The 21,516-nt window shown below is 60.3% G+C and carries 18 protein-coding genes, 1 tRNA gene and 2 riboswitches; of the genes, 5 read left to right on the plus strand and 14 right to left on the minus strand.

Annotation, left to right across the window (positions count from 1 at the left end; all coding sequences use genetic code 11):
- Positions 1 to 324: NAD(P) transhydrogenase subunit alpha part 2 (locus tag AC1DIG_RS00005; RefSeq protein ID WP_477765562.1), on the plus strand; the 324-nt coding region annotated here is incomplete at its 5' end.
- On the plus strand, positions 321 to 1,757 hold the full coding sequence (locus AC1DIG_RS00010; RefSeq protein WP_477765563.1) for an NAD(P)(+) transhydrogenase (Re/Si-specific) subunit beta: 1,437 nt from the start codon (positions 321 to 323) through the stop codon (positions 1,755 to 1,757). The genes AC1DIG_RS00005 and AC1DIG_RS00010, both read left to right, overlap by 4 nt.
- Before the next feature lie 98 nt (positions 1,758 to 1,855).
- Here the strand turns inward: AC1DIG_RS00010 and AC1DIG_RS00015 are convergent, their stop codons facing one another.
- The gene (locus tag AC1DIG_RS00015; RefSeq protein WP_477765564.1) at positions 1,856 to 2,824 is read right to left on the minus strand and encodes a DNA-binding protein; all 969 of its coding nucleotides are present in this window, start codon (positions 2,822 to 2,824) and stop codon (positions 1,856 to 1,858) included.
- Positions 2,825 to 3,006: 182 nt separating this feature from the next.
- Here AC1DIG_RS00015 and AC1DIG_RS00020 point away from each other — a divergent pair, with 182 nt between their 5' ends.
- Positions 3,007 to 3,987: a site-specific integrase gene (locus tag AC1DIG_RS00020; RefSeq protein WP_477765565.1), complete on the plus strand. Its 981-nt coding sequence runs from the start codon at positions 3,007 to 3,009 to the stop codon at positions 3,985 to 3,987.
- 47 nt (positions 3,988 to 4,034) lie between these two features.
- Here the strand turns inward: AC1DIG_RS00020 and AC1DIG_RS00025 are convergent, their stop codons facing one another.
- Both AC1DIG_RS00025 and AC1DIG_RS00030 read right to left on the minus strand, forming a co-directional pair.
- Positions 4,035 to 4,379 (minus strand): cupin domain-containing protein, encoded by a 345-nt coding sequence (locus tag AC1DIG_RS00025; protein ID WP_103314646.1) that lies wholly within the window; start codon positions 4,377 to 4,379, stop codon positions 4,035 to 4,037.
- A gap of 145 nt (positions 4,380 to 4,524) precedes the next feature.
- The gene (locus AC1DIG_RS00030) at positions 4,525 to 5,082 is read right to left on the minus strand and encodes an ester cyclase (RefSeq protein WP_477765566.1); all 558 of its coding nucleotides are present in this window, start codon (positions 5,080 to 5,082) and stop codon (positions 4,525 to 4,527) included.
- Positions 5,083 to 5,185: 103 nt separating this feature from the next.
- On the opposite strand from AC1DIG_RS00030, the gene AC1DIG_RS00035 reads away from it, so the two are divergent.
- A complete protein-coding gene (locus tag AC1DIG_RS00035; RefSeq protein WP_477765567.1) occupies positions 5,186 to 6,109 on the plus strand; it encodes a LysR family transcriptional regulator in 924 nt (307 codons plus the stop codon).
- Positions 6,110 to 6,112: 3 nt separating this feature from the next.
- Here AC1DIG_RS00035 and AC1DIG_RS00040 read toward each other — a convergent pair whose 3' ends face one another.
- The gene (locus AC1DIG_RS00040) at positions 6,113 to 7,120 is read right to left on the minus strand and encodes a sodium:calcium antiporter (protein ID WP_477765568.1); all 1,008 of its coding nucleotides are present in this window, start codon (positions 7,118 to 7,120) and stop codon (positions 6,113 to 6,115) included.
- Between the two features lie 18 nt (positions 7,121 to 7,138).
- Positions 7,139 to 7,299, minus strand: a riboswitch (yybP-ykoY riboswitch).
- 376 nt (positions 7,300 to 7,675) lie between these two features.
- A riboswitch (M-box (ykoK) riboswitch) is annotated at positions 7,676 to 7,850 on the plus strand.
- Between the two features lie 145 nt (positions 7,851 to 7,995).
- On the opposite strand from AC1DIG_RS00040, the gene AC1DIG_RS00045 reads away from it, so the two are divergent.
- Entirely contained in the window at positions 7,996 to 8,946 is a 951-nt protein-coding gene (locus tag AC1DIG_RS00045) for a magnesium transporter (RefSeq protein ID WP_477765569.1), read from the plus strand.
- A gap of 58 nt (positions 8,947 to 9,004) precedes the next feature.
- Here AC1DIG_RS00045 and AC1DIG_RS00050 read toward each other — a convergent pair.
- The 10 genes from AC1DIG_RS00050 to sufT form a co-directional block, all read right to left on the minus strand.
- Positions 9,005 to 9,100 (minus strand) — tRNA-Sec (locus AC1DIG_RS00050).
- Positions 9,101 to 9,106: 6 nt separating this feature from the next.
- A complete protein-coding gene (gene selB, locus AC1DIG_RS00055; RefSeq protein WP_477765570.1) occupies positions 9,107 to 11,026 on the minus strand; it encodes a selenocysteine-specific translation elongation factor in 1,920 nt (639 codons plus the stop codon).
- Positions 11,023 to 12,453: an L-seryl-tRNA(Sec) selenium transferase gene (selA, locus tag AC1DIG_RS00060; RefSeq protein WP_477765571.1), complete on the minus strand. Its 1,431-nt coding sequence runs from the start codon at positions 12,451 to 12,453 to the stop codon at positions 11,023 to 11,025. Before selA ends, selB begins: the two co-directional genes overlap by 4 nt.
- 85 nt (positions 12,454 to 12,538) lie before the next feature.
- Positions 12,539 to 13,465, minus strand: coding sequence for a formate dehydrogenase accessory protein FdhE (fdhE, locus tag AC1DIG_RS00065; protein ID WP_477765572.1), 927 nt, complete (start codon positions 13,463 to 13,465; stop codon positions 12,539 to 12,541).
- A 4-nt stretch (positions 13,466 to 13,469) separates the two neighbouring features.
- Positions 13,470 to 14,123, minus strand: a complete 654-nt coding sequence (locus AC1DIG_RS00070) for a formate dehydrogenase subunit gamma (protein WP_054597365.1) — start codon at positions 14,121 to 14,123, stop codon at positions 13,470 to 13,472.
- Positions 14,120 to 15,070 (minus strand): formate dehydrogenase subunit beta, encoded by a 951-nt coding sequence (fdxH, locus tag AC1DIG_RS00075; protein WP_477765573.1) that lies wholly within the window; start codon positions 15,068 to 15,070, stop codon positions 14,120 to 14,122. The genes AC1DIG_RS00070 and fdxH overlap by 4 nt, the downstream gene beginning before the upstream one ends.
- Positions 15,070 to 18,135 (minus strand): formate dehydrogenase-N subunit alpha, encoded by a 3,066-nt coding sequence (fdnG, locus tag AC1DIG_RS00080; RefSeq protein WP_477765574.1) that lies wholly within the window; start codon positions 18,133 to 18,135, stop codon positions 15,070 to 15,072. The genes fdxH and fdnG overlap by 1 nt, the downstream gene beginning before the upstream one ends.
- 144 nt (positions 18,136 to 18,279) lie before the next feature.
- Positions 18,280 to 18,627 (minus strand): carboxymuconolactone decarboxylase family protein, encoded by a 348-nt coding sequence (locus AC1DIG_RS00085; RefSeq protein ID WP_477765575.1) that lies wholly within the window; start codon positions 18,625 to 18,627, stop codon positions 18,280 to 18,282.
- Positions 18,628 to 18,669: 42 nt separating this feature from the next.
- Entirely contained in the window at positions 18,670 to 20,658 is a 1,989-nt protein-coding gene (locus AC1DIG_RS00090; RefSeq protein ID WP_477765576.1) for a thioredoxin domain-containing protein, read from the minus strand.
- A 24-nt stretch (positions 20,659 to 20,682) separates the two neighbouring features.
- Positions 20,683 to 21,516, minus strand: coding sequence for a putative Fe-S cluster assembly protein SufT (gene sufT, locus AC1DIG_RS00095; protein WP_477765577.1), 834 nt, complete (start codon positions 21,514 to 21,516; stop codon positions 20,683 to 20,685).

Raw genomic sequence — 21,516 nt, forward strand, 5'->3', positions numbered from 1 at the left:
AACCTGATCATCTTCGTGCTGGCGATTTATGTCGGTTATCACGTGGTCTGGAACGTTACACCCGCACTGCACACCCCGTTGATGGCGGTGACCAACGCCATTTCGGCGATCGTGATCGTCGGCGCCATGCTGGCGGCGGCGCTGACCGTRACGCCACTGGGYAAAACCATGGGCACCCTCGCYGTRGCGCTGGCKGCKGTCAACGTGTTCGGTGGYTTCCTGGTSACCCGGCGCATGCTGGAAATGTTCAAGAAGAAGGCAGCTCCTGTAAAAGCTCCGGTGGCCAAGGCCGCAGCAGGCACGGTCGAGGTACAAAAAGCATGAGCATGAACCTGGTTACCTCCCTGTATCTGTTCGCCTCGATCTGCTTCATCCAGGCCCTTAAGGGCTTGTCACACCCGACCTCGTCGCGACGCGGCAATGTGTACGGGATGCTCGGCATGGCGCTGGCCATCGTCACCACTGTCGGGCTGGTGTTCAAGCTGGGCTCCGAGCTGGCCACCGCCGGYATCGGTTACGTGATCGTCGGCCTGCTGATCGGCGGCACTGCCGGTTCAATCATGGCCAAACGCGTTGAAATGACCAAGATGCCAGAGCTGGTCGCGTTCATGCACAGCATGATCGGTATGGCAGCGGTGTTCATCGCCATCGCCGCCGTGGTCGAGCCGCAGTCGCTGGGCATCGTCAAGCAGTTGGGCGATTCGATTCCGGCGGGCAACCGTCTGGAGCTGTTCCTCGGCGCGGCCATTGGCGCAATCACCTTCTCCGGTTCGGTGATCGCGTTCGGCAAGCTGTCGGGCAAGTACAAGTTCCGTCTGTTCCAGGGCGCACCGGTACAGTTCAGCGGTCAACACAAACTGAACCTGCTGCTGGGCCTGGCGACGCTGGCGCTGGGCGTCACCTTCGTGCTGACCGGCAACTTCAGCGCCTTTGCCCTGATGCTGGCCCTGGCCTTCGTGATGGGCGTGCTGATCATCATCCCGATCGGCGGTGCCGACATGCCCGTCGTGGTATCGATGCTCAACAGCTACTCCGGCTGGGCTGCAGCGGGAATTGGCTTCTCGCTGAACAACTCGATGCTGATCATTGCCGGCTCGCTGGTCGGTTCGTCCGGTGCGATCCTCTCGTACATCATGTGCAAGGCGATGAACCGTTCGTTCTTCAACGTGCTGCTCGGTGGTTTCGGCAACAACGCAGACGCGGCCGGCCCGGCGGGTTCCAAAGAAGCCCGTCCGGTGAAATCCGGCTCGGCGGACGACGCCACCTTCCTGCTGACCAACGCCGACACCGTGATCATCGTTCCAGGCTACGGCCTGGCGGTTGCACGGGCGCAGCACGCACTTAAAGAGCTGACCGAGAAGCTGACCCACCGTGGCGTGACCGTGAAGTATGCGATCCACCCGGTAGCCGGCCGGATGCCTGGCCACATGAACGTGCTGCTGGCCGAGGCCGAAGTGCCTTACGACCAGGTGTTCGAGATGGAAGACATCAACTCCGAGTTCGGCCAGGCCGACGTGGTGCTGGTGCTGGGTGCCAACGACGTGGTTAACCCGGCGGCGAAGAACGACCCGAAATCGCCGATTGCCGGCATGCCGATTCTCGAAGCCTTCAAGGCCAAGACCATCATCGTCAACAAACGCTCGATGGCCAGCGGCTATGCCGGTCTGGATAACGAGTTGTTCTACCTGGACAAGACCATGATGGTCTTCGGTGATGCCAAGAAAGTCATCGAAGACATGGTTAAAGCCGTCGAGTAAGCTCCGCCCCTCATTCTGCGAGGGCTACGCTTTCGCAGAATGTCGCGCGACCTATCCAGAATCGGTCGAAAGCGGCCATAGGGAAAGCTTGATGCGCCTTAGTCATCGACTTTTTTTGCGATAGTTTTTCGAGCAGCATCCAGCTCTTCTGCCAGTTCGTTCGCCTCGAGTGATCTCTTCTCCAGAGCATCAGCGAGCTCATTAATGTTGTGCTGCAAAGTGCTGACCTGATCCAGCAACACCTGTTTGCCACCCTCGCCTTGCGCGACCAGGGTTTTGAGCGAGTTTATTTCGCCCGTCTGGCGCTCCTTGACCAATTCCTGATCCAGATACGCCTTCTGCTGCTGGCGAGCTTCGGTTAATAAACGCTCGTTATCCCGATTCAACTGAGTCAGCTCATCCTGTTTGATGATGAGCGTTTGCTGCAGGTGACGCAGCTCCATCTGGACCTGTTGCAACTGCCCTTCATGGCGGCGCTGTTCTTGCTCGCGTTGTTCTTTCATTGCGCCTCGGTAGTGCTCGAGCGCATCACGGGCATGCAGGTGCTTCTCCTCCAGCGAGCGAATCTGCTCGTCCTTGTCCTTCAGCCGCACTTCAAGATCCAGATTGGACTGATTCAGCCGGGCATTGCGGGTTTGTTCGGCCTGTAATGTCGTACGGCAGGTCTGCAGTTCGGCTGACTCCGTATCCAGGGCGCTGCGCTGGATATCGAACTGCTGCTGGAGCTGGCGCAGCGCATCCTGACTGGCCTGAAATTGTTCGAGTAACTCGCTTTTCTCAGTCCGCGAAGCCGCGAGTGCCAGCTCAATCTGTTCTTCGCCCTCCTCTGCCAGGCGCTGTGCCACCCGCGCCACCAACTCGCTCAATTCGTCGCTCAGCCCCTGTTGAGGCGCTTTTCGGCGCTGATCAAGCTCATCCAGCTCCTTCAGATAGCGATGAATTGTGGTTTTCGAGCCGGTATTTCCGAGCTCGACCCGCACGGCATCAATGCTCGGATTCTCCCCGCGAGCCAGCAGCGCCTCGCGTGCTTTCTGCACGATTGCCTTGTTTACGCCGCCACGGGCCATTTTTTGCTCCTACGATTTCGTACTGTTTTACATACCATGTATTTACGTTCTATTTTTACATGAAGTAAAGACCTATAAAGCCGCAGTCATCTGATAAAATAATTGAGCGTTATCGCATCAGATAGACAAAATTCGTCTTTTCCACGGCCGGAAAAGGTACGTTCGCGGGGGGATGGGTCGAGATGAACAAGGTTGATCGCTACCTGCAGGCCGGCACCCGGGAAAACACCCGGCGCAGCTACCGCGCCGCGGTGGAGCACTTCGAAGTGACCTGGGGCGGTTTTCTGCCGGCAACCGGGGACAGCATCGTGCGCTACCTGGCGGAATACGCCGACCAGCACACCGTCAGCACCCTCAAGCAGCGTCTGGCCGCCCTCGCCCAGTGGCACATCACCCAAGGCTTTCCCGATCCGACCAAGACACCGGTCGTGCGGCAGATGATCAAGGGCATTCGGGCCTTGCACCCGGCCCGGGAAAAGCAGGCGGCTCCCCTGCTCCTGCAGCACCTGGAGCAAGCTGTTCAGTGGCTGGAACGAGAGGCGGAACAGGCCGCCGCGCGGCACGACCTGACGGGGATGTTGCGCAGTCGGCGGGATATTGCGTTGATGCTGATTGGGTTCTGGCGGGGTTTTCGCGGCGATGAGTTATCGCGAATACAGGTGGAGCACACCCAGGCGCAAACAGGTGTGGGCATCACCTTCTATCTGCCGCACAGCAAAGGCGATCGTCAGCATCTGGGAACGACCTTCCGCACACCCGCCTTGAAGAAGCTCTGCCCCGTCCAGGCCTATGTGAACTGGATTACCGTCGCGGGCATTGCGAAAGGCCCGGTCTTCAGAAAGCTCGATCGTTGGGGGCACTTGGCGGAGGATGGCCTGAATGCCAACAGTCTGATCCCTTTGCTGCGTCGAGTGTTTAGCCGAGCGGGCGTGCCCGGCGAACTGTACACCAGCCACTCATTGCGCCGAGGGTTTGCGACCTGGGCTAGCGCTAATGGCTGGGATGTAAAAGCGCTGATGACGTACGTCGGCTGGAAGGACATGAAATCGGCCATGCGCTATATCGACACGGCCGATTCATTTGGGGAATTAGCCATGGAGCATTCGCCCTCTCCTTCATCAATGCCTCGAAAACATTCCAGCGCTCTCGCCGGAAAGCTCTAGGAGGTGGCATTAACTCAGGTTGCCTGATAGCCGCTCAACAACTGACCTCACTCTTGCCTGACAATGTCGACCGAGATCTCCACCGCCGCAATTGTTCCTCTGTTCTCAAGCCAGTGTGTGGTATTCCTGTCCTCGGGCCAGCCCACTCCCGGCCCGTAGTCCGTGGCGACTCCATTTCGATGGTCAGTGATCGTACCTTGCAGAATGTAGACGGTGCCAGGTCGGTCTTTATGGTTGTGAACCGGCCCGAAGACGCCTCCAGGCTCGATGGTCACCATACGCATTCGAAGTTGGCGCCCTGCCATGCCCTCGATCTCAGGACCCAGGTCAACCGTGGCAAGTAACTTCACCGCAACACCTTTCGTTTCAGGTGCAACTTGTTCGTTGCTCATCGTGCTCTCCTCTCTGTGCAGGCAGGGCCTGACTGGAAGTAAACACCCTAAAAGGCTAACCGGGTACCCTATCGTAACGCTTCGGGCTTCAAGCCAGAGCGTGACCGACCGTTTCACGGTCACGCGCAACGATCTCCTGATCCCCTTACTTCACCATGCCGAGCTGTTGCAGCAGGGGCAGGTTATCTTCGAGATGCCAGTTCTCGGCAATACGACCTTCGACGACGCGGTAGATGTCCGTCGCGATGAAATCGATCGTCTGCCCTGTGCCCTGAACGCCCTTGAACTGGCCGGTAAAGTGACCGGTGAAACGCAAATGAGCGATGACCCGGTCGCCGACCACCATCATCTGCTCCACTTCACACTGGATATCAGGAATCGCCGCATGCATGGTTTTCGATGCCGCGATCGGTCCGGTGATGCCTTGGGGGCGACCTGGCGGCAGTGTCGAATCCTTGAAGTCGGGTGTCAGGGCGGCGCGAGCGAGCGCTTCGTCGCCGGTGGTCCAGAACGTGCCATAACGGCGTGCGGCCAGGATCTGCGCCTCGACCTGCGCCTTTGCAAGGCTATGGTCGACGATCACCGTGCGGGGCTCGACGAGCGGATCGGTCGCGGCGAAGACGGGGCTCACCGCGACGGCGGCCAGGGAAGAGAGCAACCAGCAACGTGCGTGGGTCAGGCGTGCAACAGGGATAAGTGACATCAGGAGTCTCCAATCGTTGATTGATGTCGCTATTCTGTGCAGGTCTCGTTTATTTGATAATTGACGTACTATTTGAATCACTTTCAAAAACTATCGAAATATCATGGACTACCTGGGCGACATCAGGCTGTTTGTCGAAGCCGCCAATCTGGGCGGATTATCGGCCGCCGGCCGCAAACTCGGACTATCCCCCGCTGCCGCCAGTGCGCGCCTCGTCAAGCTCGAATCGGTGTTGCATACGCGTCTGTTCGAGCGCACGACACGCCACCTGCGCTTGACGGATGAGGGGCAGGCGTATTTGGCCTATTGTCAGCAGGCACTCCAGGCACTCGACGATGGCCATGCCTTTCTACAGGCCGGGAAAAGCGTTGTGGGGGGCAAGATACGAATTTCCGCAACCTCGGATTTCGGTCGTAACGTGCTGAAGAACTGGCTTGACCGGTTCAACACGCAATACCCCGAGGTGAAGTTCGCGTTGGTGCTGTCGGATTCGCTGTCGCATTTGTTGCAAGACGATATCGATCTCGCCATCCGGTTCGGTGTGCCGCCGGACAGCTCCTTCGTTGCCCGGCCCTTGGCACCCAACCGGCGCATGTTGTGCGCATCGCCCGACTATCTGGCAAAGCATGGCGCCCCCGAGCACCCACGGGATCTGGAGCGTTTCGACTGTATTGTCCTCAACTCTGTTGCCGGACCCGCGAACGACTGGCGCTTCACCCGCAATGGCAAAGTCGACAGTTATACGGTCCCGCTCGCAAACGCTCGCGAGACGAATGACGGCGCGGTCGCCCGAGAATGGGCGGTTCACGGTTACGGCATTGCGATGAAATCACTGTGGGATATTGGCACAGACCTGCGAGCAGGACGCTTGAAGATCCTGTTGCCGGAGTGGCGAACTGCGGAGGCGCCGGTACATGCCCTGTATCAACGCAACCGGTACATGGCGCCCCGCGTACGTGCCCTACTCGATTTTCTGGTCGAGCGCTTTGCAGAAGAGTCCAACCACCTGGACGACTACTTGAGCTGACAGCTACGCCAGATCAAAAACCTTCAAAAGGACTGCAAAGAGGATGTACAGCAATACCATCGATGCCAATAGCCAGCGCGAAATGATGCCCTTTCGGAAAGCGAAGAACATGATGCCCACACCTATCAGGGTGATGATTGCGGCCAGAACCAGCGACTTGTCCAGCGCCCAAGGTGTAAAGAACAGCCCGAATGCAGTGGGCACTGTGGCCTGAATCATCATGGCGCCACTGATGTTGGCCAAGGCCAGTCGGTGTTTACCCTGCCGAACCCAAATGATCGCATTCAGCGTTTCAGGTAGTTCGGTGGCAATTGGGCTTAGCAACAGGGCCAGCAATTGAGGGTGAATACCCAGCATGGGGCCCAGGGCATCGAGTTGTCCGACAAAGAAGTGAGAGGCTGCGAAGATAACCGCCAATGCAATCAGCGTTTGAATCACCGCCGCCGAGGTCGACGGAGTTGCTTTGCCTGGCGCAAGTTTCAGGGGCTCGAGTTCATGCTCTTCTTCATCCTGCTCACCACGCATTTCCTTCCAGAAATACGCCGCATAGGCCGCCAGGAAAAGAATACCCAGCCATGGTTTGTAGGCGAACACGACAAGACCGAGCGCAATCTTCGCCACAAAAATGACGAGGAACCATCCTTGATCGCGGCTGAGTCGTTTGAAGTCCTGACGGATGGCCTCGGTATTCGCCAGGCGCTGACGACACAGCAAGAGCGTCACGCCGACTACGGCATAGGCGATCGTCGCCAAAACCAGAGGGCCGCCAAGTGCAGCACCGACACCGAGGGACTTCTGCTCTGGCGTGTCGCCAAACACAACGGCAATGAATGTGATGACACTTTCGGGTAACGCCGTACCGAAGGCCGCCAGAATGGATCCTGTGGCTTGTTGCCCAACCGCAAGTTTGCGACCGACCCACTCGACGCCATTAACGAAGTATTCACAAGCCAGATAGATGACAACCGCGGAGCCCAACAGCAACGCAAACGTCATGGGCATTGAATGCATGAGAAAACCTGAGGGGCCGGACACAAGAGCCAATGGTTCAGACACCCGCGTCCGACCCACAGACAGGTATCTTCACCAATGGTCTTGCCAAGTCATATGACCGGTCACGCCATGGCTTGCGAGCCAAGTATGTTGACGTGACCCCTTCTGGAAACGAAGGCGGCTACTCCCCAAGGGAGCGGCGATCCTAAAGATCAAGCACACATGCGTCAACGGCTTAGTTGCGAATTTTCAAACTCAGGAGTTCATTACTTTGTGTCAGCCCCATATATAGCTAGAGCAGGCGGTACTTTAAATGCTCGACACAAGCATTTGTAACATTCCATGTCTTAAAAATGCTTCAGCAGCAATTTCTGAATGAACGCTGAACACTATCCATCGAGTGGGTTACAGCAAAAGCAATCCCTCTTATTCTTGTTTCGGAAGTAATCCTTCAGGGGGGGTTATCAAACATTCTTTAATGGCAATTAATATTCAGGAGGTGATTAAACAGCAGCAAACTCACACCGGCGTTGCCCGACTCCAGATCGGCACCGCCCTGGTTTATTTAATGTTGCAGTATCTCGTTCGGCGAGGCTCCTGTACAAACACAGGTCACTGATCTGACGACGTCGAGAGACGCCCAAGGTTAAGACAGGCTCTATCGGATTAAGGTTTAGCCCAAGTGACTTCCGGCCGGAATGGCCCGGATACGTTGTACAGTGCCAAAACCTAGACGTGGAGATCGCTTTCTGCACTCTCTTCTCTGGTTTACGCCCCTATGTGAGAACTGTTTGTGGTCAAAACAGCTACGGGGACTACCTCAAATGTCAATGGCAAGCGCTACCCCTTCCACCTTCAAGGATATCCGCCTGAAAGACACAGTAGTGTCTTACATGAGCCCTCTGCTCATCACCGTGACCGGCAACATGACGGTCAGCCAGGCCAGGGAACATCTGCTCAAACAACTGCCGGACGATGATATTCCGGCCCACATCTTTGTCACCGACCCGCGCAGCGCTTTGCATGGCCAGCTGTCGGTGAAAACACTGCTCACCGAGAAAAACACTGACCTTTGCGTCCGCGATCTGATGATGCCCATCCGCTTTTCGGTTTCGCCGAATCAGCTCCGGCACGATGTTGCACCCGAACTGATCGAGAAAGGCGTGGACATCGTTCCCGTGGTCAGCGAAGGCCGGCTATTGGGCGTGTTGTATGAAAAAGAAATCGCGACGCTGATTCAGGATGAAGGCACCGACGATGCTCAACGCCAGGGTGCCAGCCTGCCGCTGGAAACGCCCTACCTCAGCACCAGCCCGTGGAGTTTGTGGAAAAAGCGCTTGCCGTGGCTACTGCTGCTGTTTCTCGCCGAAGCCTACACCAGCACCATCTTGCAGGTATTTGAAGAGCAACTGGAAGCCGCCATCGCCCTGGCCTTCTTCATCCCCCTCCTGATCGGCACTGGCGGCAACAGCGGCACCCAGATCACCTCCACATTGGTACGGGCCATGGCCCTGGGCGAAGTCAGCCTGCGCAATGTCGGCACGGTGCTGCGCAAGGAAGTGACCACCTCCTTCATGATCGCACTGGCCATCGGTGTCGTGGCGTGGATCCGGGCGTGGATGCTGGGAGTGGGATCGGAAATCGCCATGGTGGTCTGCCTGACGCTGGTCGCCATCACCATCTGGAGCGCCGTCGTCTCATCGATCATCCCGATGCTGTTAAGAAAACTGCGCATTGATCCGGCCGTAGTCTCGGCCCCCTTCATCGCGACCTTTATCGACGGCACCGGCCTGGTGATCTATTTCAACATTGCCAAAATGGTGATGACCGACCTGCCGGCTTAAGCCACCCGCCAGGCGGCCCCGAATCGCCGGATTCCGGGGCCGCCTCGACTGTGAAAAATGGCGGAAGGCAGCAGGAGTCGAACCTGCCCGGGAACGGCTGCCGTCCCCAACCGGGTTTGAAGCCCGGCCGCGCCACCGGACGCGATTGCCTTCCTTGAAGTCAGCTCTCGGGGCGCTGCGCCAGGGCATTGTCCGCACGGATGCAACGCTGGTCGCCAATCCGCCGGGTCAAGCCGATCCGATCGAAGAACTCTAGTATCTGGATGCTGCGCTTGCGGCCGATCCCGATCTTGTCGCGAAACCCCGCCGCCTGAATCAGCGGATTGTCATCGACCAGTTGCATCAGCATAGCCGCCAGCTGGTGCACCGACGCGTCGAGGTAAAACAAGTCACGGACGACCTGGTGAACCAGCCCTAATCTCGCCATTTTGCGCAGCAGCAAGCGCACCGCAGCTTCGTCACGGCCAATGGCGCTGGCCAGGTTGCGCACCCAGGGTGGATCGAAGCCAGCTTGTTCGAACAATGGCCGCAACTGCTGCCACATGGTCTCGTCTTCTTCATTCAGTCGCACTTGGTGTTCGGGTAAGTGCAGCCACGGCCCACTGACTGCAATGGCGCCACTGGACAGCAGTTCGTCGAGCAGACAGATGAACGTCGGTCGGTCCAGCGACATGGCCGAAAACCGCCGCAAGCGATCCCGGTCCGGGCCCAGCTCATCCGGTTCAAGTTGATGAAAGTGTGCCAGGTGTTCCAGCAACGAGACTTTCAGTGCCTCCCAGCGTTCGGTGTTGAACAATAACGGACCTTGGCGCGTAGCAATGACACGGACATCCACCGGCAAATGCCAGGTGCTGCGCAGGCGATTGAACTGGCGTTCCAGGCGCAATGGGTCAAGCCCGGCGTCACTATTGGCAAGCAGCACTGGCAGTATTTGCTCCAGGCTTTCGCCGGTGGCCAGCACTTGCAACTGCATCAGCCTGGCCGGACTGCGGCGCTGGCGGGCCGGAGCAAACGGATCGAGCACCCGCCCGCCGCCGAGGGTGCGCCGAGCGCTCTGGCCGCGCAGGACCAGACGGTCGCCATGCACCGCCTGCAACGGCGTGTTCAGCAACAACTGCGCGAACATCCGCGCCCCCGGTTCCAGGCGTGTGCCCTCCAGCAAAGCGACCCGGGCGGTGACGTCCTGAGTGCCCAGATGCACGTGCACCGGACTGAAATGTTCGAAGACGTGCGCTTCGCTGGCCAGCAACCGCATCTCGATGTCCAGGCGCTGCGTCGGCGCGAACAGCCACTCGGCCAGTAACCAGTCACCGCGATGGATCTGTTCCAGGGCCAGGCGCTCGGCACTCAGGTTCAACGCCACCCGCTGCCCGGCCCACGCCTCGACGACGACGTGATTCTGCGCATGCAAACTGCGCACTCGCACAGGCTTGCCTGTCTGGCCCAACAGCAGTGTGTCGCCCACCTTCACCTGCCCGGCCAGCGCTGTGCCGGTGACCACAATACCGGCGCCGGCGACGCTGAACGCGCGATCGGTTGCCAGACGAAATCCTCCGCTGGCGCTACGCTGCCGCACCTCATGCTGAGCAGTCAGCAATGCTTGGCGCAAAGCTTCAACGCCCTCCCCGGTCAGGCTCGACACGGCGAACTGTGGCGCGCCGCAATAGGGCCCCGGCGCCAGCAACGCGGCAATCTGGTCTTGTACCGACTGCACCCGTGCAGGCTTGACCCGGTCGATTTTGCTGATCACCACCAGTGCCCGTGGAATCCCCAGTAATTCGACAATCGCCAAATGCTCGCGGGTCTGGGGCATAACCCCGTCATCGGCGGCCACCACCAGCAGCACCAGATCAATGCCCTGAGCACCAGCGAGCATGTTGTGGATGAAGCGCTCATGCCCCGGCACGTCGATAAAACCGGTCATCTCTGCCCCAGGTTCCAACGGCGCATAAAGGAAACCCAGGTCGATGGTGATGCCGCGTTCGCGCTCTTCCCGGCGACGGTCGCCGGCCTGCCCCGTCAGGGCCTTGAGCAAGGCCGTTTTGCCGTGGTCAATGTGTCCCGCGGTGCCGACAATCACTTAGCCTCCCCCACTCCTCGCAGCAAGTCGAGTTGAGCGAGCCAGACCGCTTCGTCGTCCAGTTGGCGCAGGTCCAGCCACAGCGCATCGTCGTCAATGCGACCGAGCACCGGAATGGGCAAGGCTCGAAATGCGCTTTCCAGGCTATGCAGTTGCCGACCACGCAACCTTTTGGACACCTGCGGACGCAGGCACAAAGCGGCGCTTGGCAAGCGCGCAATCGGTTGGCTGCCGCTGCCGATCATGCCCAGCGCCGGCAGCGCGGTTACTGCCCAACCGTCGCCCAATACACGCGCCAGCAGCGGACACAGGCGTTCGGCCTGAGCAAGGATATCGGCTTGCGGGCGGGTGAGCAGGCGCAGGCTGGGCAAGCGCTCGGCCAAACGGTCGGGATCGCGGTACAGACCCAGCACGGCTTCGAGGGCGGCCAGGGTCAGTTTGTCCACGCGCAGGGCCCGTTTGAGCGGGTTCTTCTTGATCCGGGCGATCAGTTCCTTACGACCGACGATCAACCCTGCCTGAGGGCCACCGAGCAACTTGTCGCCGCTGAAGGTGACGATATCGGCACCGTCGGCCAGAGCCTGGCGCACTGTCGGTTCAGCGGGCAGGCCCCAACGGGTCAGGTCCAGCAGACTGCCGCTGCCCAGATCTTCCAGCAATGGCAGTCCGTGTCGGTGGGCCAGTTGCGCCAGTTCGGCGGTCGGCACCTGGGCCGTAAAGCCCTGAATGCTGTAATTGCTCGCGTGTACGCGCATCAACAAGCCGCTGCGCGGGCCGATGGCGGCTTCGTAGTCGCAGGGATGGGTGCGGTTAGTGGTGCCGACTTCATGCAGTCTGACCCCGGCCCGCGCCATGATGTCGGGGATGCGGAACGCACCGCCAATTTCGATCAGTTCACCACGGGAGATGATCCCCTCTTTGCGCGCTCCCAGGCTGTTGAGCGCGAGCAACACGGCGGCGGCATTGTTGTTGACCACTGTCACCGCCTCGGCACCGGTCAGCTCGCGTATCAGGCCTTCAATCAGATCATCACGATCACCGCGCTTGCCACTTGCCAGGTCGAATTCCAGATTCAGCGGATAACGGGCAGCCTGTTGCACCGCCTCGATCGCTTCCTCCGGCAACAATGCCCGACCGAGGTTGGTATGCAGTACTGTCCCGGTGAGGTTGAACACTCGCCGGACCCGACTGCGGTACTGGTTTGCCAGGCGCTCGCCGGCCCTCCCCGCCAACACCTGAGCCGTGAGTTCTATGGCGTCAAGCTGACCCCGTTGCACCGGTTCACGCACATCGTCGAGCAACTGTCGCAAGGTGGCGAGCAAGGCATCACGGCCATAACGTTCAGCCAACGGCTGGCAGGCGGCGTTGCGCAACAGGCTATCGATGGAAGGTAAACGCGCGGGGACGCTGGCAAGTTTTACGGGCATCAAGGGGCTCCCTGAAACGGTTTACCGTCGCGGGAGCGCAATTGAACAGGCTTCGGTCCCGGAAACCTGAGTGTAGCCGCTGTGATCAATCTCCCCCTGGCGCCAGCATCAGGTTCGGTGCCAGACGCTGGTAGCCTTCCAGGTCCAGGCGCATGTCCAGCGTCAAGCTCGCGAGATCCGCCGAGAGGGCTTCGGCCTCCGCGTCGTTTTCCAGGTACAGCAGTTTCAGGTAACTGTTGCAGCCAGGGCAGATTTCAGCCCGCAGTGGCGCCTGGCTGGCAGTATGTCGATCATCCTCGAAACTGACGTATTTGAGCCCCTTGCTCTGCTCGCAGTAGACACATTTGACCCGCACCACGTGCCATTCGCAGGCACACAGCGAACAGACCAGATAACGCAACCCGTTGTATTTCCCCCGCTGGTGAATCACCCCGGCCATGGCCGGCGAACCACAGGCGGGGCATTGGCCAAGGCTGGCGCAAGGTTTCAGTTCGCCCGCTGGCATGTTGAGTAGCCAATGACTCCAGGCCGCCTGCAAGGCCGCGCCGAGAAACGGCACCAGTGCCGCTGGCAGCCCTGCATACTGGCCGCTGAGCAAGGCAATTGCCCAGACCTTGCGCTGCCCGACGCGGGCGGTGTGCAAGGTTGCCACGGCACTTTTCACTGCCGAACGCGGCGGTGCCTGGTAACGCCGCAGCAGGGTTTCCAGGTACGGCAACCAGCCGTCTTCGCGCACCAGACTGTCGGCAGCCAGCGGCGGCAAGCCATGTTCCTGGCACAACAACAGACGTTCAGGGTTCGGTGCCGGGGCCAGCGGTGGCTCGTCCAACAGGCTTTGCTGGACGTGACACAAATCGGCCGCCAGCCGCAGGAAATCGGCCAGCGGATGCCCATTGGCCAATCGCTCCAGGCGCATCGCACGCAAGGTGAACAGGTTGGGCGGCGGTAGGCGCAGGAACGGCGGCGTGCTCGCCGCCGCCTCGATTTGTCCGGGCTCGAGTATCGTGCTCAAGGCATCATCCTTTCTTGCTTATCTGGCTGTCAGGGTTCTCGTCGTGCGTCACCTCGCGGTACCAGAGCGCATGATGTTTCTTCGCCCAGGCACGGCTGACCCCGCCATGCAGCATTGCGCTGACCGAGCCCTTGATCCAGAGGCCGGCGTAGATGTGCACGATAATACTCAGCACCAGCACGAAAGCCGCCAGCGCATGCAACAGCATCGCCAGGCGAATCGAGGTGATGCCGAAGTACTGGCTGAAATAGGCCCGCCAGATCACCACACCGCTCAGCAGCAATATCAGCATGCAGGCCAGCAAGGTCCAGAACAGCAGCTTCTGCCCGGGGTTGTACTTGCCAATGGGCGGTACGCCTTCCTCCTCATTGCGCATCACCCGGTTGACCCGTTTGAGCCACAGGCGGTCGTTGGCAATAAAGACATTGGCCCGCCAGAAGCTGATCACCAGCCCCAGGAAAAACACGAACATCAGCACGCCCATAAAGGGGTGCAGGATGCGCGTCCACGGCCCGCCGCCAAATAACTCGCTGAGCCAGAACAGCGACGGGTGGAACAGTGCCAAACCCGACAGGGCCGCCATGAAAAACAGAATCGCCACCAGCCAGTGATTGGTGCGTTCGTTGGCGTTGTAGCGCAGGATCGTTTTGTCTTTCATGGTCGCCTGTCCTCCTGCGATCCTGGCGTGTTCGGGTCATAGACATGCACCGTCGGGTCGACTTCATGCACGCTGGAATCCTTGCCGGGCGGGTGTTCGTCTTCCTCGACGCGCTGCGGGCCGATGCGCACGTAATGGAAGAAACCCGCCAGCACTGCGGCGCCCATGGCCAGCAACGCCAGTGGTTTGCTCACGCCTTTCCATAGCCCCACCAATGGACTGATGGCCGGCTGATTTGGCAAGCCGGCGTACAGCGATGGCTGGTCGGCGTGGTGCAGGACGTACATCACATGCGTGCCGCCGACGCCGGCGGGATCGTACAGACCTGCGTTGTCGAAGCCCCGTGACTTGAGGTCGACGATGCGCTCGGCAGCGTGTTCTTTCATGTCCTCCTTGCTGCCGAACACGATGGCACCGGTCGGACAGGTCTTGACGCACGCCGGTTCCAGTCCGACTGCCACCCGGTCCGAACATAGCGTGCACTTGTAGGCCTTGTGGTCTTTGCGCGAAATGCGCGGAATGTTGAAGGGGCAGCCGGTGATGCAATAACCGCAGCCGATGCAATGGTCCTGATCGAAGTCGACGATGCCATTGGCGTGCTTGATGATCGCCCCCGGACTTGGGCACGCTGCGAGGCAGCCGGGCTCGGCGCAGTGCATGCAGCCGTCCTTGCGGATCAGCCATTCGAGGTTGCCGGTGTCGGTTTCGTGTTCGGTGAAGCGCATCAGGGTCCAGGTCTCGGCGCTGAGGTCCTGCGGGTTGTCGTAGGTTCCATGGTTGTGACCGACCTCGTCGCGCAATTCGTTCCATTCCGAACAGGCCACCTGACAGGCCTTGCAACCGATGCACTTGGTGGTATCGATGAGTTTGGCGACTTCCTCCTGTTGGCGTACCGAGGGCGGCAAGGTGGTGGTGGCCGAACGGGCAATGATGTCTTGGTTGGCCATCAGATTTTCTCCACATTGACCAGGAACGACTTGGATTCCGGGGTCTGTGTATTGCCGTCACCGAGGAACGGCACCAGGGTGTTTGTCAGGTAGCCATGCCGGGTTGCCCCGGTGAACCCCCAGTGCAACGGGATGCCAATATGGTGCACGGTCTGGTTGTTGACCTGCAGCGGACGAATCCGCTTGGTCACCACCGCCACCGCCTCGATATGCCCGCGCTTGGAGCTGACCCTTACCCGATCGCCTGGGGCAATCCCCTTCTCCTTGGCCAGGGCTTCACCAATCTCGACGAACTGCTCGGGCTGGGTGATGGCATTGATCGGGCAATGCTTGGTCCAGAAGTGGAAGTGCTCGGTGAGCCGGTAGCTCGTGGCGGCATAGGGGAAGTCCTTCGCCGTCCCGAGCGACTCCCAGACCGAATCGAAGATGCGCCCGGCCGGGTTGCTGGTCGCCTTCTTGTTGGTGGGGTGCAGCGGGTTGATGCCGATAGGCGTTTCGAACGGTTCGTAATGTTCCGGGAAGGGACCTTCATTCATCTTGTCGAGGGCGAAGAAACGCGCCACCCCTTCGGGGTTCATGATGAACGGGTTCATGCCTGCTTCCGGCGGTACGTCGGCCTTGTAGTCGGGCACGTCGGTGCCACCCCAGGTCTTGCCGTTCCACCACACCAGGCGTTTTTTCGGATCCCAGGGTTGGCCTTTCGGGTCGGCCGAGGCGCGGTTATAGAGAATGCGCCGGTTCATCGGCCAGGCCCACGCCCATCCCAGGTTCTGCTTCATCCCGAAGGGGTCGCTGTTGTCGCGGCGGGCCATCTGGTTGCCCTGCTCGGTCCAGCTGCCGCAGAAGATCCAGCAGCCCGACGCCGTGCTGCCGTCGTCCTTGAGCTGGGCGAAACCGGACAACTGCTGCCCGGCCTTGAGCGTCGCTCCCGTGGCGTCGGTGAGGTCGGCAACGGCGTAGCCATTGAACTCCTTGGCAATCTCTTCCGGTGTCGGATCGTCAGGCACCTTATAGGGCCAGTTGAGCTTGAGAATCGGCTCGGCGAAAGCCCCGCCGTTGGCCTGGTAGCGCTGACGCAAACGGATGAACAGCTCGCTCATGATCTTGATGTCGGTGCGTGCTTGTCCCGGGCCGTTGGCGCCCTTCCAGTGCCACTGCAGCCAGCGGCCGCTGTTGACCAGTGAACCGTCCTCTTCGGCGAAACAGGTGGTAGGCAGGCGGATGACTTCGGTCTGGATGCCGGCCGTTTCGACATCGTTGTAAGGCCCGACATTGCGCCAGAATTCCGAAGTCTCGGTAGCGAGCGGGTCCATCACCACCAGCCACTTGAGTTTGGCCAGCGCGGCCATCACCCGGTTCTTGTCGGGCAAGGCGGCGATAGGGTTGAAGCCCTGGCAGACGTAGCCGTTGATCTGCCCACTGGACATCATGTCGAACACTTTCAGGATGTCGTAGCCGGGGATATCGAGCTTCGGCAGCCAGTCGTAGCCCCAGTGATTGTCGGCGGTGGCGTTGGCGCCGTACCAGGCCTTCATCAGGCTGACGTGGAACTTGCCGTAGTTCTGCCAGTAAGACAGTTGTCCGGGCCGAAGTGGTTTGAGCGCACGCTTGGCAATGTAGGTGTCGTAGTCCTGTTCGGCATCGCCCGGCAAGGTCAGGTAGCCGGGCAGCAGGTTCGACAGCAACCCAAGGTCCGTCAGGCCCTGGATGTTGGAGTGCCCGCGCAGGGCATTGACGCCACCGCCCGGCATGCCGACGTTACCCAACAGCAACTGCACCATGGCTGCGCTGCGAATCATCTGCGATCCCGTCGAATGCTGGGTCCAGCCCAGCGCATAGAGGATCGTCATGGTCTTGCCCGGTTGCGAGCAAGTGGCGATCTCTTCCCAGATCTTCTGCAAGGCGTCTTTCGGCATGCCGCAGATCTGACTGGTCAGTTCCAGGGTGTAGCGGCTGTAATGCTGCTTCATCAACTGGTAGACGCAACGCGGGTGCATCAGGGACGGATCGACTTTGGCAAAACCGTCCTCGCCGATTTCATAGCCCCAGCTGGACTTGTCGCTGTAGGTGCGCTTGGTCGCGTCGTAGCCGGTAAACAGCCCGTCCTCGAAACCAAAGTCGGCCTTGACGATGAACGCCACGTCCGTATAGGCGTGCACGTACTCGTGCTGGATCTTGTTTTCAGTGAGCAAATAGTTGATCAGACCGCCCATGAAGGCGATGTCGGTGCCGGTGCGAATCGGTGCGTAATAGTCGGCCACCGAGGCGGTACGGGTGAAGCGCGGGTCGACCACGATCAATCGCGCCTGATTGTGCGCTTTGGCTTCGGTCACCCATTTAAAGCCACAGGGGTGGGCTTCAGCGGCATTACCGCCCATGACCAGGACCAGATTCGCGTTGGCGATATCGGTCCAGTGGTTGGTCATCGCACCTCGGCCATACGTTGGGGCAAGACTTGCCACCGTCGGGCCATGTCAGACACGTGCCTGGTTATCGAACCCCAGCATGCCCAGACTGCGAACGACCTTGTGGGTCATGTAACCGGCTTCGTTGGAGGACGCCGAGGCAGCGAGAAAACCTGTCGTCAGCCAACGGTTGACCGTTTGGCCCTTGGCATTCTTCTCGATGAAGTTGGCGTCGCGATCAGCCTTCATCAGGTCGGCGATGCGATCGAGCGCTTCGTCCCACGCAACCCGCGTCCATTCCTTGCTGCCCGGCTTGCGTACCTGCGGATATTGCAGCCGGCTGGGGCTATGGACGAAGTCCAGCAGGCCTGCGCCTTTGGGGCACAGTGTGCCGCGATTGACCGGGTGGTCGGCATCCCCTTCGATGTGAATGATGCTCTGGCTGACGTTCTTGGCCGCATCGCCCTGGCTGTACATGATCAAGCCGCAACCCACCGAACAGTAGGGGCAGGTATTGCGGGTTTCATGGGTATGGGCCAGTTTGAAGTGGCGGACTTGCTCGGCAAAGGCTGGCGCGGGTGCCATACCCAGCGCGGCCAGGCTGGAGCCTCCAAGGCCGATCGCGGCGACCTTGAAGAACTGACGACGGTTGAGGTCCATCGTGCACTCCTGATCAGGTTAAGTTACCCGGTGTCTGGCCGGGAAATCCTGGACGATCACGGTGACTGAATTACGGCCGCCGACACTTGAAACTTTAGTCAAGATTGCACGGGATGTAACGAAACCCGATTGTCGGCGGTGTACTCAGAGCTCCGGCGCGTCATTGCCTCCTTTCCCGATCACATCATCCACCCAGCTCATGGCCGCAATGACCGTCGGGAAACCGATAGTGCTGGTCAATGCGATCAGTGTGTGATGGATCTCCTCTGTCGTGGCGCCCGCCGCCAGCGCTCGTCGGGTATGACTGTGCACGGCGCCTTCCGAGCGGACGGCCGCCGCGGCACCGAGCTGAACCAGCTGGACGGTTTTCTCCTCCAGCGGGCCTGCATGATGCGCCGCTGTTCCCAGGGCCTCCATGGCACTGAAGTAATCAGGATATAGATGCTTGAGACGTTGGTACGTGTAAGGGTTGTGGCTGCTCTTGTTGTCCATTGTTGTCTCCTCGCGTTGACGGTTCGATTCAGTTCTGGCTCTTCACTTCAGGCAGCGCTCTACAAGCTCCTCGGCGCTGGTGACCGGTGGCTCGCAAGTGCGGTTTCGGCAGACATAGGCGCTGGTTTGTCCCGCAAGCGCATGTCGGCCCGCGCCGATCGGTACATCCTCGGCAAAGGCCAGGACGCGCGCCGGCAGGTAGCGGCGCTGCAGGCTCGCGACCAAGGCGCTGGCGGCAGAACGCTCGCCGGCAATGACGATGCTGATCGGGCCACGTTGCATCCACTCCTGAGCCGCCAGCAGATGGGCGAAGCCGAAGGGATTCTGCGCGGCTGCGGCGCGGTACATCGCCAAGACCTGCTCGGCACGCTCGCGGTAAAGCTCGCGACCGGTGAGTTCAAAGAGCCGCAGGAAAGCCAACACGCAGGCCGAGGTTCCCGACGGCCAGGCGCTGTCGTGCGGCGCCCGAGGCCTGTGCACCAACCGCTCGCCATCGCTGGGCGTGAAGTACAGTCCGTCCTCCCAGAACTTGTCGAGGATCACCTCGACCAATTGCGTGGCGCGCTCGACATAGCGTTTATCGAAGTCGCACTCGTAGAGATCGATCAAGGCGTTGGCGAGGAAGGCGTAGTCTTCGAGGAAGCCTGGAACCTTCGCCGTGCCCTCCCGCCAGGCCCGGTACAGGCTACCTTCGGGCGTCGAGAGTCGGTCCAGAATGAAGTCGGCGGCGCGCCTCGCGGCGTCCAGATACGTTGTGGTTCCGGTCGCCTGATAAGCCGCACAGAGACCCTGGATCATTAACGCGTTCCAGCTGGTGAGGATGTTCTCGTCGCGCCCCGGACGAATACGCTGGGCACGCGCCAGCAATAACCTGCCGCGCAGGCCCTTGAGCTGTAGTTCCTGCACCGCGTCCAGTGCGACTGCGCGGTGCAGCACCGTGCTGCCATGCTCGAAGTTGCCGTTGGCGGTGACACCGTAAGCCCGGCAGGCCAGCGCAGCATCCGGCTCGCCGAGCGCGGCCTGCACTTGAGCGAGTGTCCACACGTAGAACTTGCCCTCTTCACCCTCGCTGTCAGCGTCTTCACTGGCGTAGAAACCACCGTCAGGATGGGTCATGTCACGCAGGATGTAGTCGATGGTTTCCTCGAACACACGCCGCCAGGCAGGCTTGCCGGTCTCGCGATAGGCATCGGCATAGAGCTTCACGAGCTGACCGTTGTCATAGAGCATCTTTTCGAAATGAGGGACGGCCCAGCGTTCATCCACACAATAGCGAGCAAAACCGCCGCCCAGGTGATCATAGAGCCCGCTGGCGGCCATGCGATCGAGGGTCAGCTCCACCGAATGCAGCAAATCCGGCTCGTGCAGACGCTGATAGAGGCGCAGGACCAGATCATGGCAAGCCGGGTTGGGAAATTTCGGCGCGTTGCCCAGGCCGCCGTTCACCGGGTCGGTGTTTCGGACAAACAACCGGGCAGCGGTGGCTGGCTGGTCTGGCTCCAGCGGTGTATCGCCCTCCAGCATTGATGCCTCCAGCTTGCGGTAACCCTGAAGGAACTGCTTGACGTTCTGTTGCAGCGCCGCGCGGTTGTTCTGCCAGGCGTCGCTCAGACCGAGCAGCAGTTGAGAGAATCCCGGCCGGCCATAACCGTCGTCTGGCGGGAAGTAAGTGCCGCCGAAAAACGGCTCGCGCTGCGCAGTCAGGAACACCGTTAACGGCCAGCCACCGCCCTGCCCCATCATTTGCACGACTTGTTGATAGATGTCGTCAAGGTCAGGCCGTTCCTGGCGGTCGACTTTGATATTGATGAAGCGCTCGTTCATCAGGCGCGCGGTCTCGGGATTCTCGAACGACTCGTGGGCCATCACATGACACCAGTGGCAGGTGGCATAACCCAGCGACAGGTGGATGGGCTTGTCCTCGTCGCGCGCGCGGCGGAACGCTTCCTCGCCCCACGGATACCAATCGACGGGGTTCTCTGCGTGCTGCCGCAGATAGGGCGAAGTCTCGTTGGCGAGTCGATTGCTCATGGCTGGCTCCTCACGCCGGGTTTCTCAGAACAGCCCCAACTGCAAACGCGCCGCCTCGGACATGCGGCTTTGATCCCAAGGCGGGTCCCAGACGATCTCGACCTCGACCTCGCTGACTCCCGGGATAGTCTGGACCTTGGTGCGCGCTTCCTCCTGCAGCACATCGCCCATTCCGCAGCCGGGCGCGGTCATGGACATCTTGATCTCGACGCGCTGGCCGCCGTCGGCAAGCAAGCGGGTTTCACATTGGTAGATCAACCCGAGATCGACCACATTGACCGGAATCTCCGGGTCGTAGACGGTGCGCAGCATGTCGAGCACCTGCTGGACGTCGAAGGCGCCGCTGATCGCTTTGGGCTGCCCTTTCTGTTGAACATCCTGACCCAACGCATCGGCGTCAGCGGCGGCGATCCGTGCCAGTCGGCCCCTGGAGATTTGCACCGTGAAGCTGCCACCGAGCGCCTGGGTTACCACCACCCGCTCGCCACGGCCCAGTTGCAGTCGCTCCCCACCCGGAATCAGGGTCACCGCGCAGTCGCGCGTGAGTTCGATCGGTTGCAGGTAGCCCGGTTTATTCGGGTTATCGAAATGGAAGCCGGCGCCATGCAGGTCATACTCGAAATCGACGGACAAGCCATCGGCGCGCCCTGCGCTCGCGGGATCGAGCAACAGCTTGATGCCGTCTGCCTCGGCCGTGATATCACCTTCGGCAGCGCGCTCGAAGAAAAACTCATGCGCGAAATGCTCATCGATCCTGAGCCGCACACCGCGCACGTGCCCATCCGCCAGGGCATCGAGCAAGACTTTGCGTGCCAGTTCGCGCAGGTGAATACGGGGGATTGGTAATGTGGCTGCCAT

The sequence above is a fragment of the Pseudomonas sp. 05N431 genome (genome assembly GCF_056397005.1).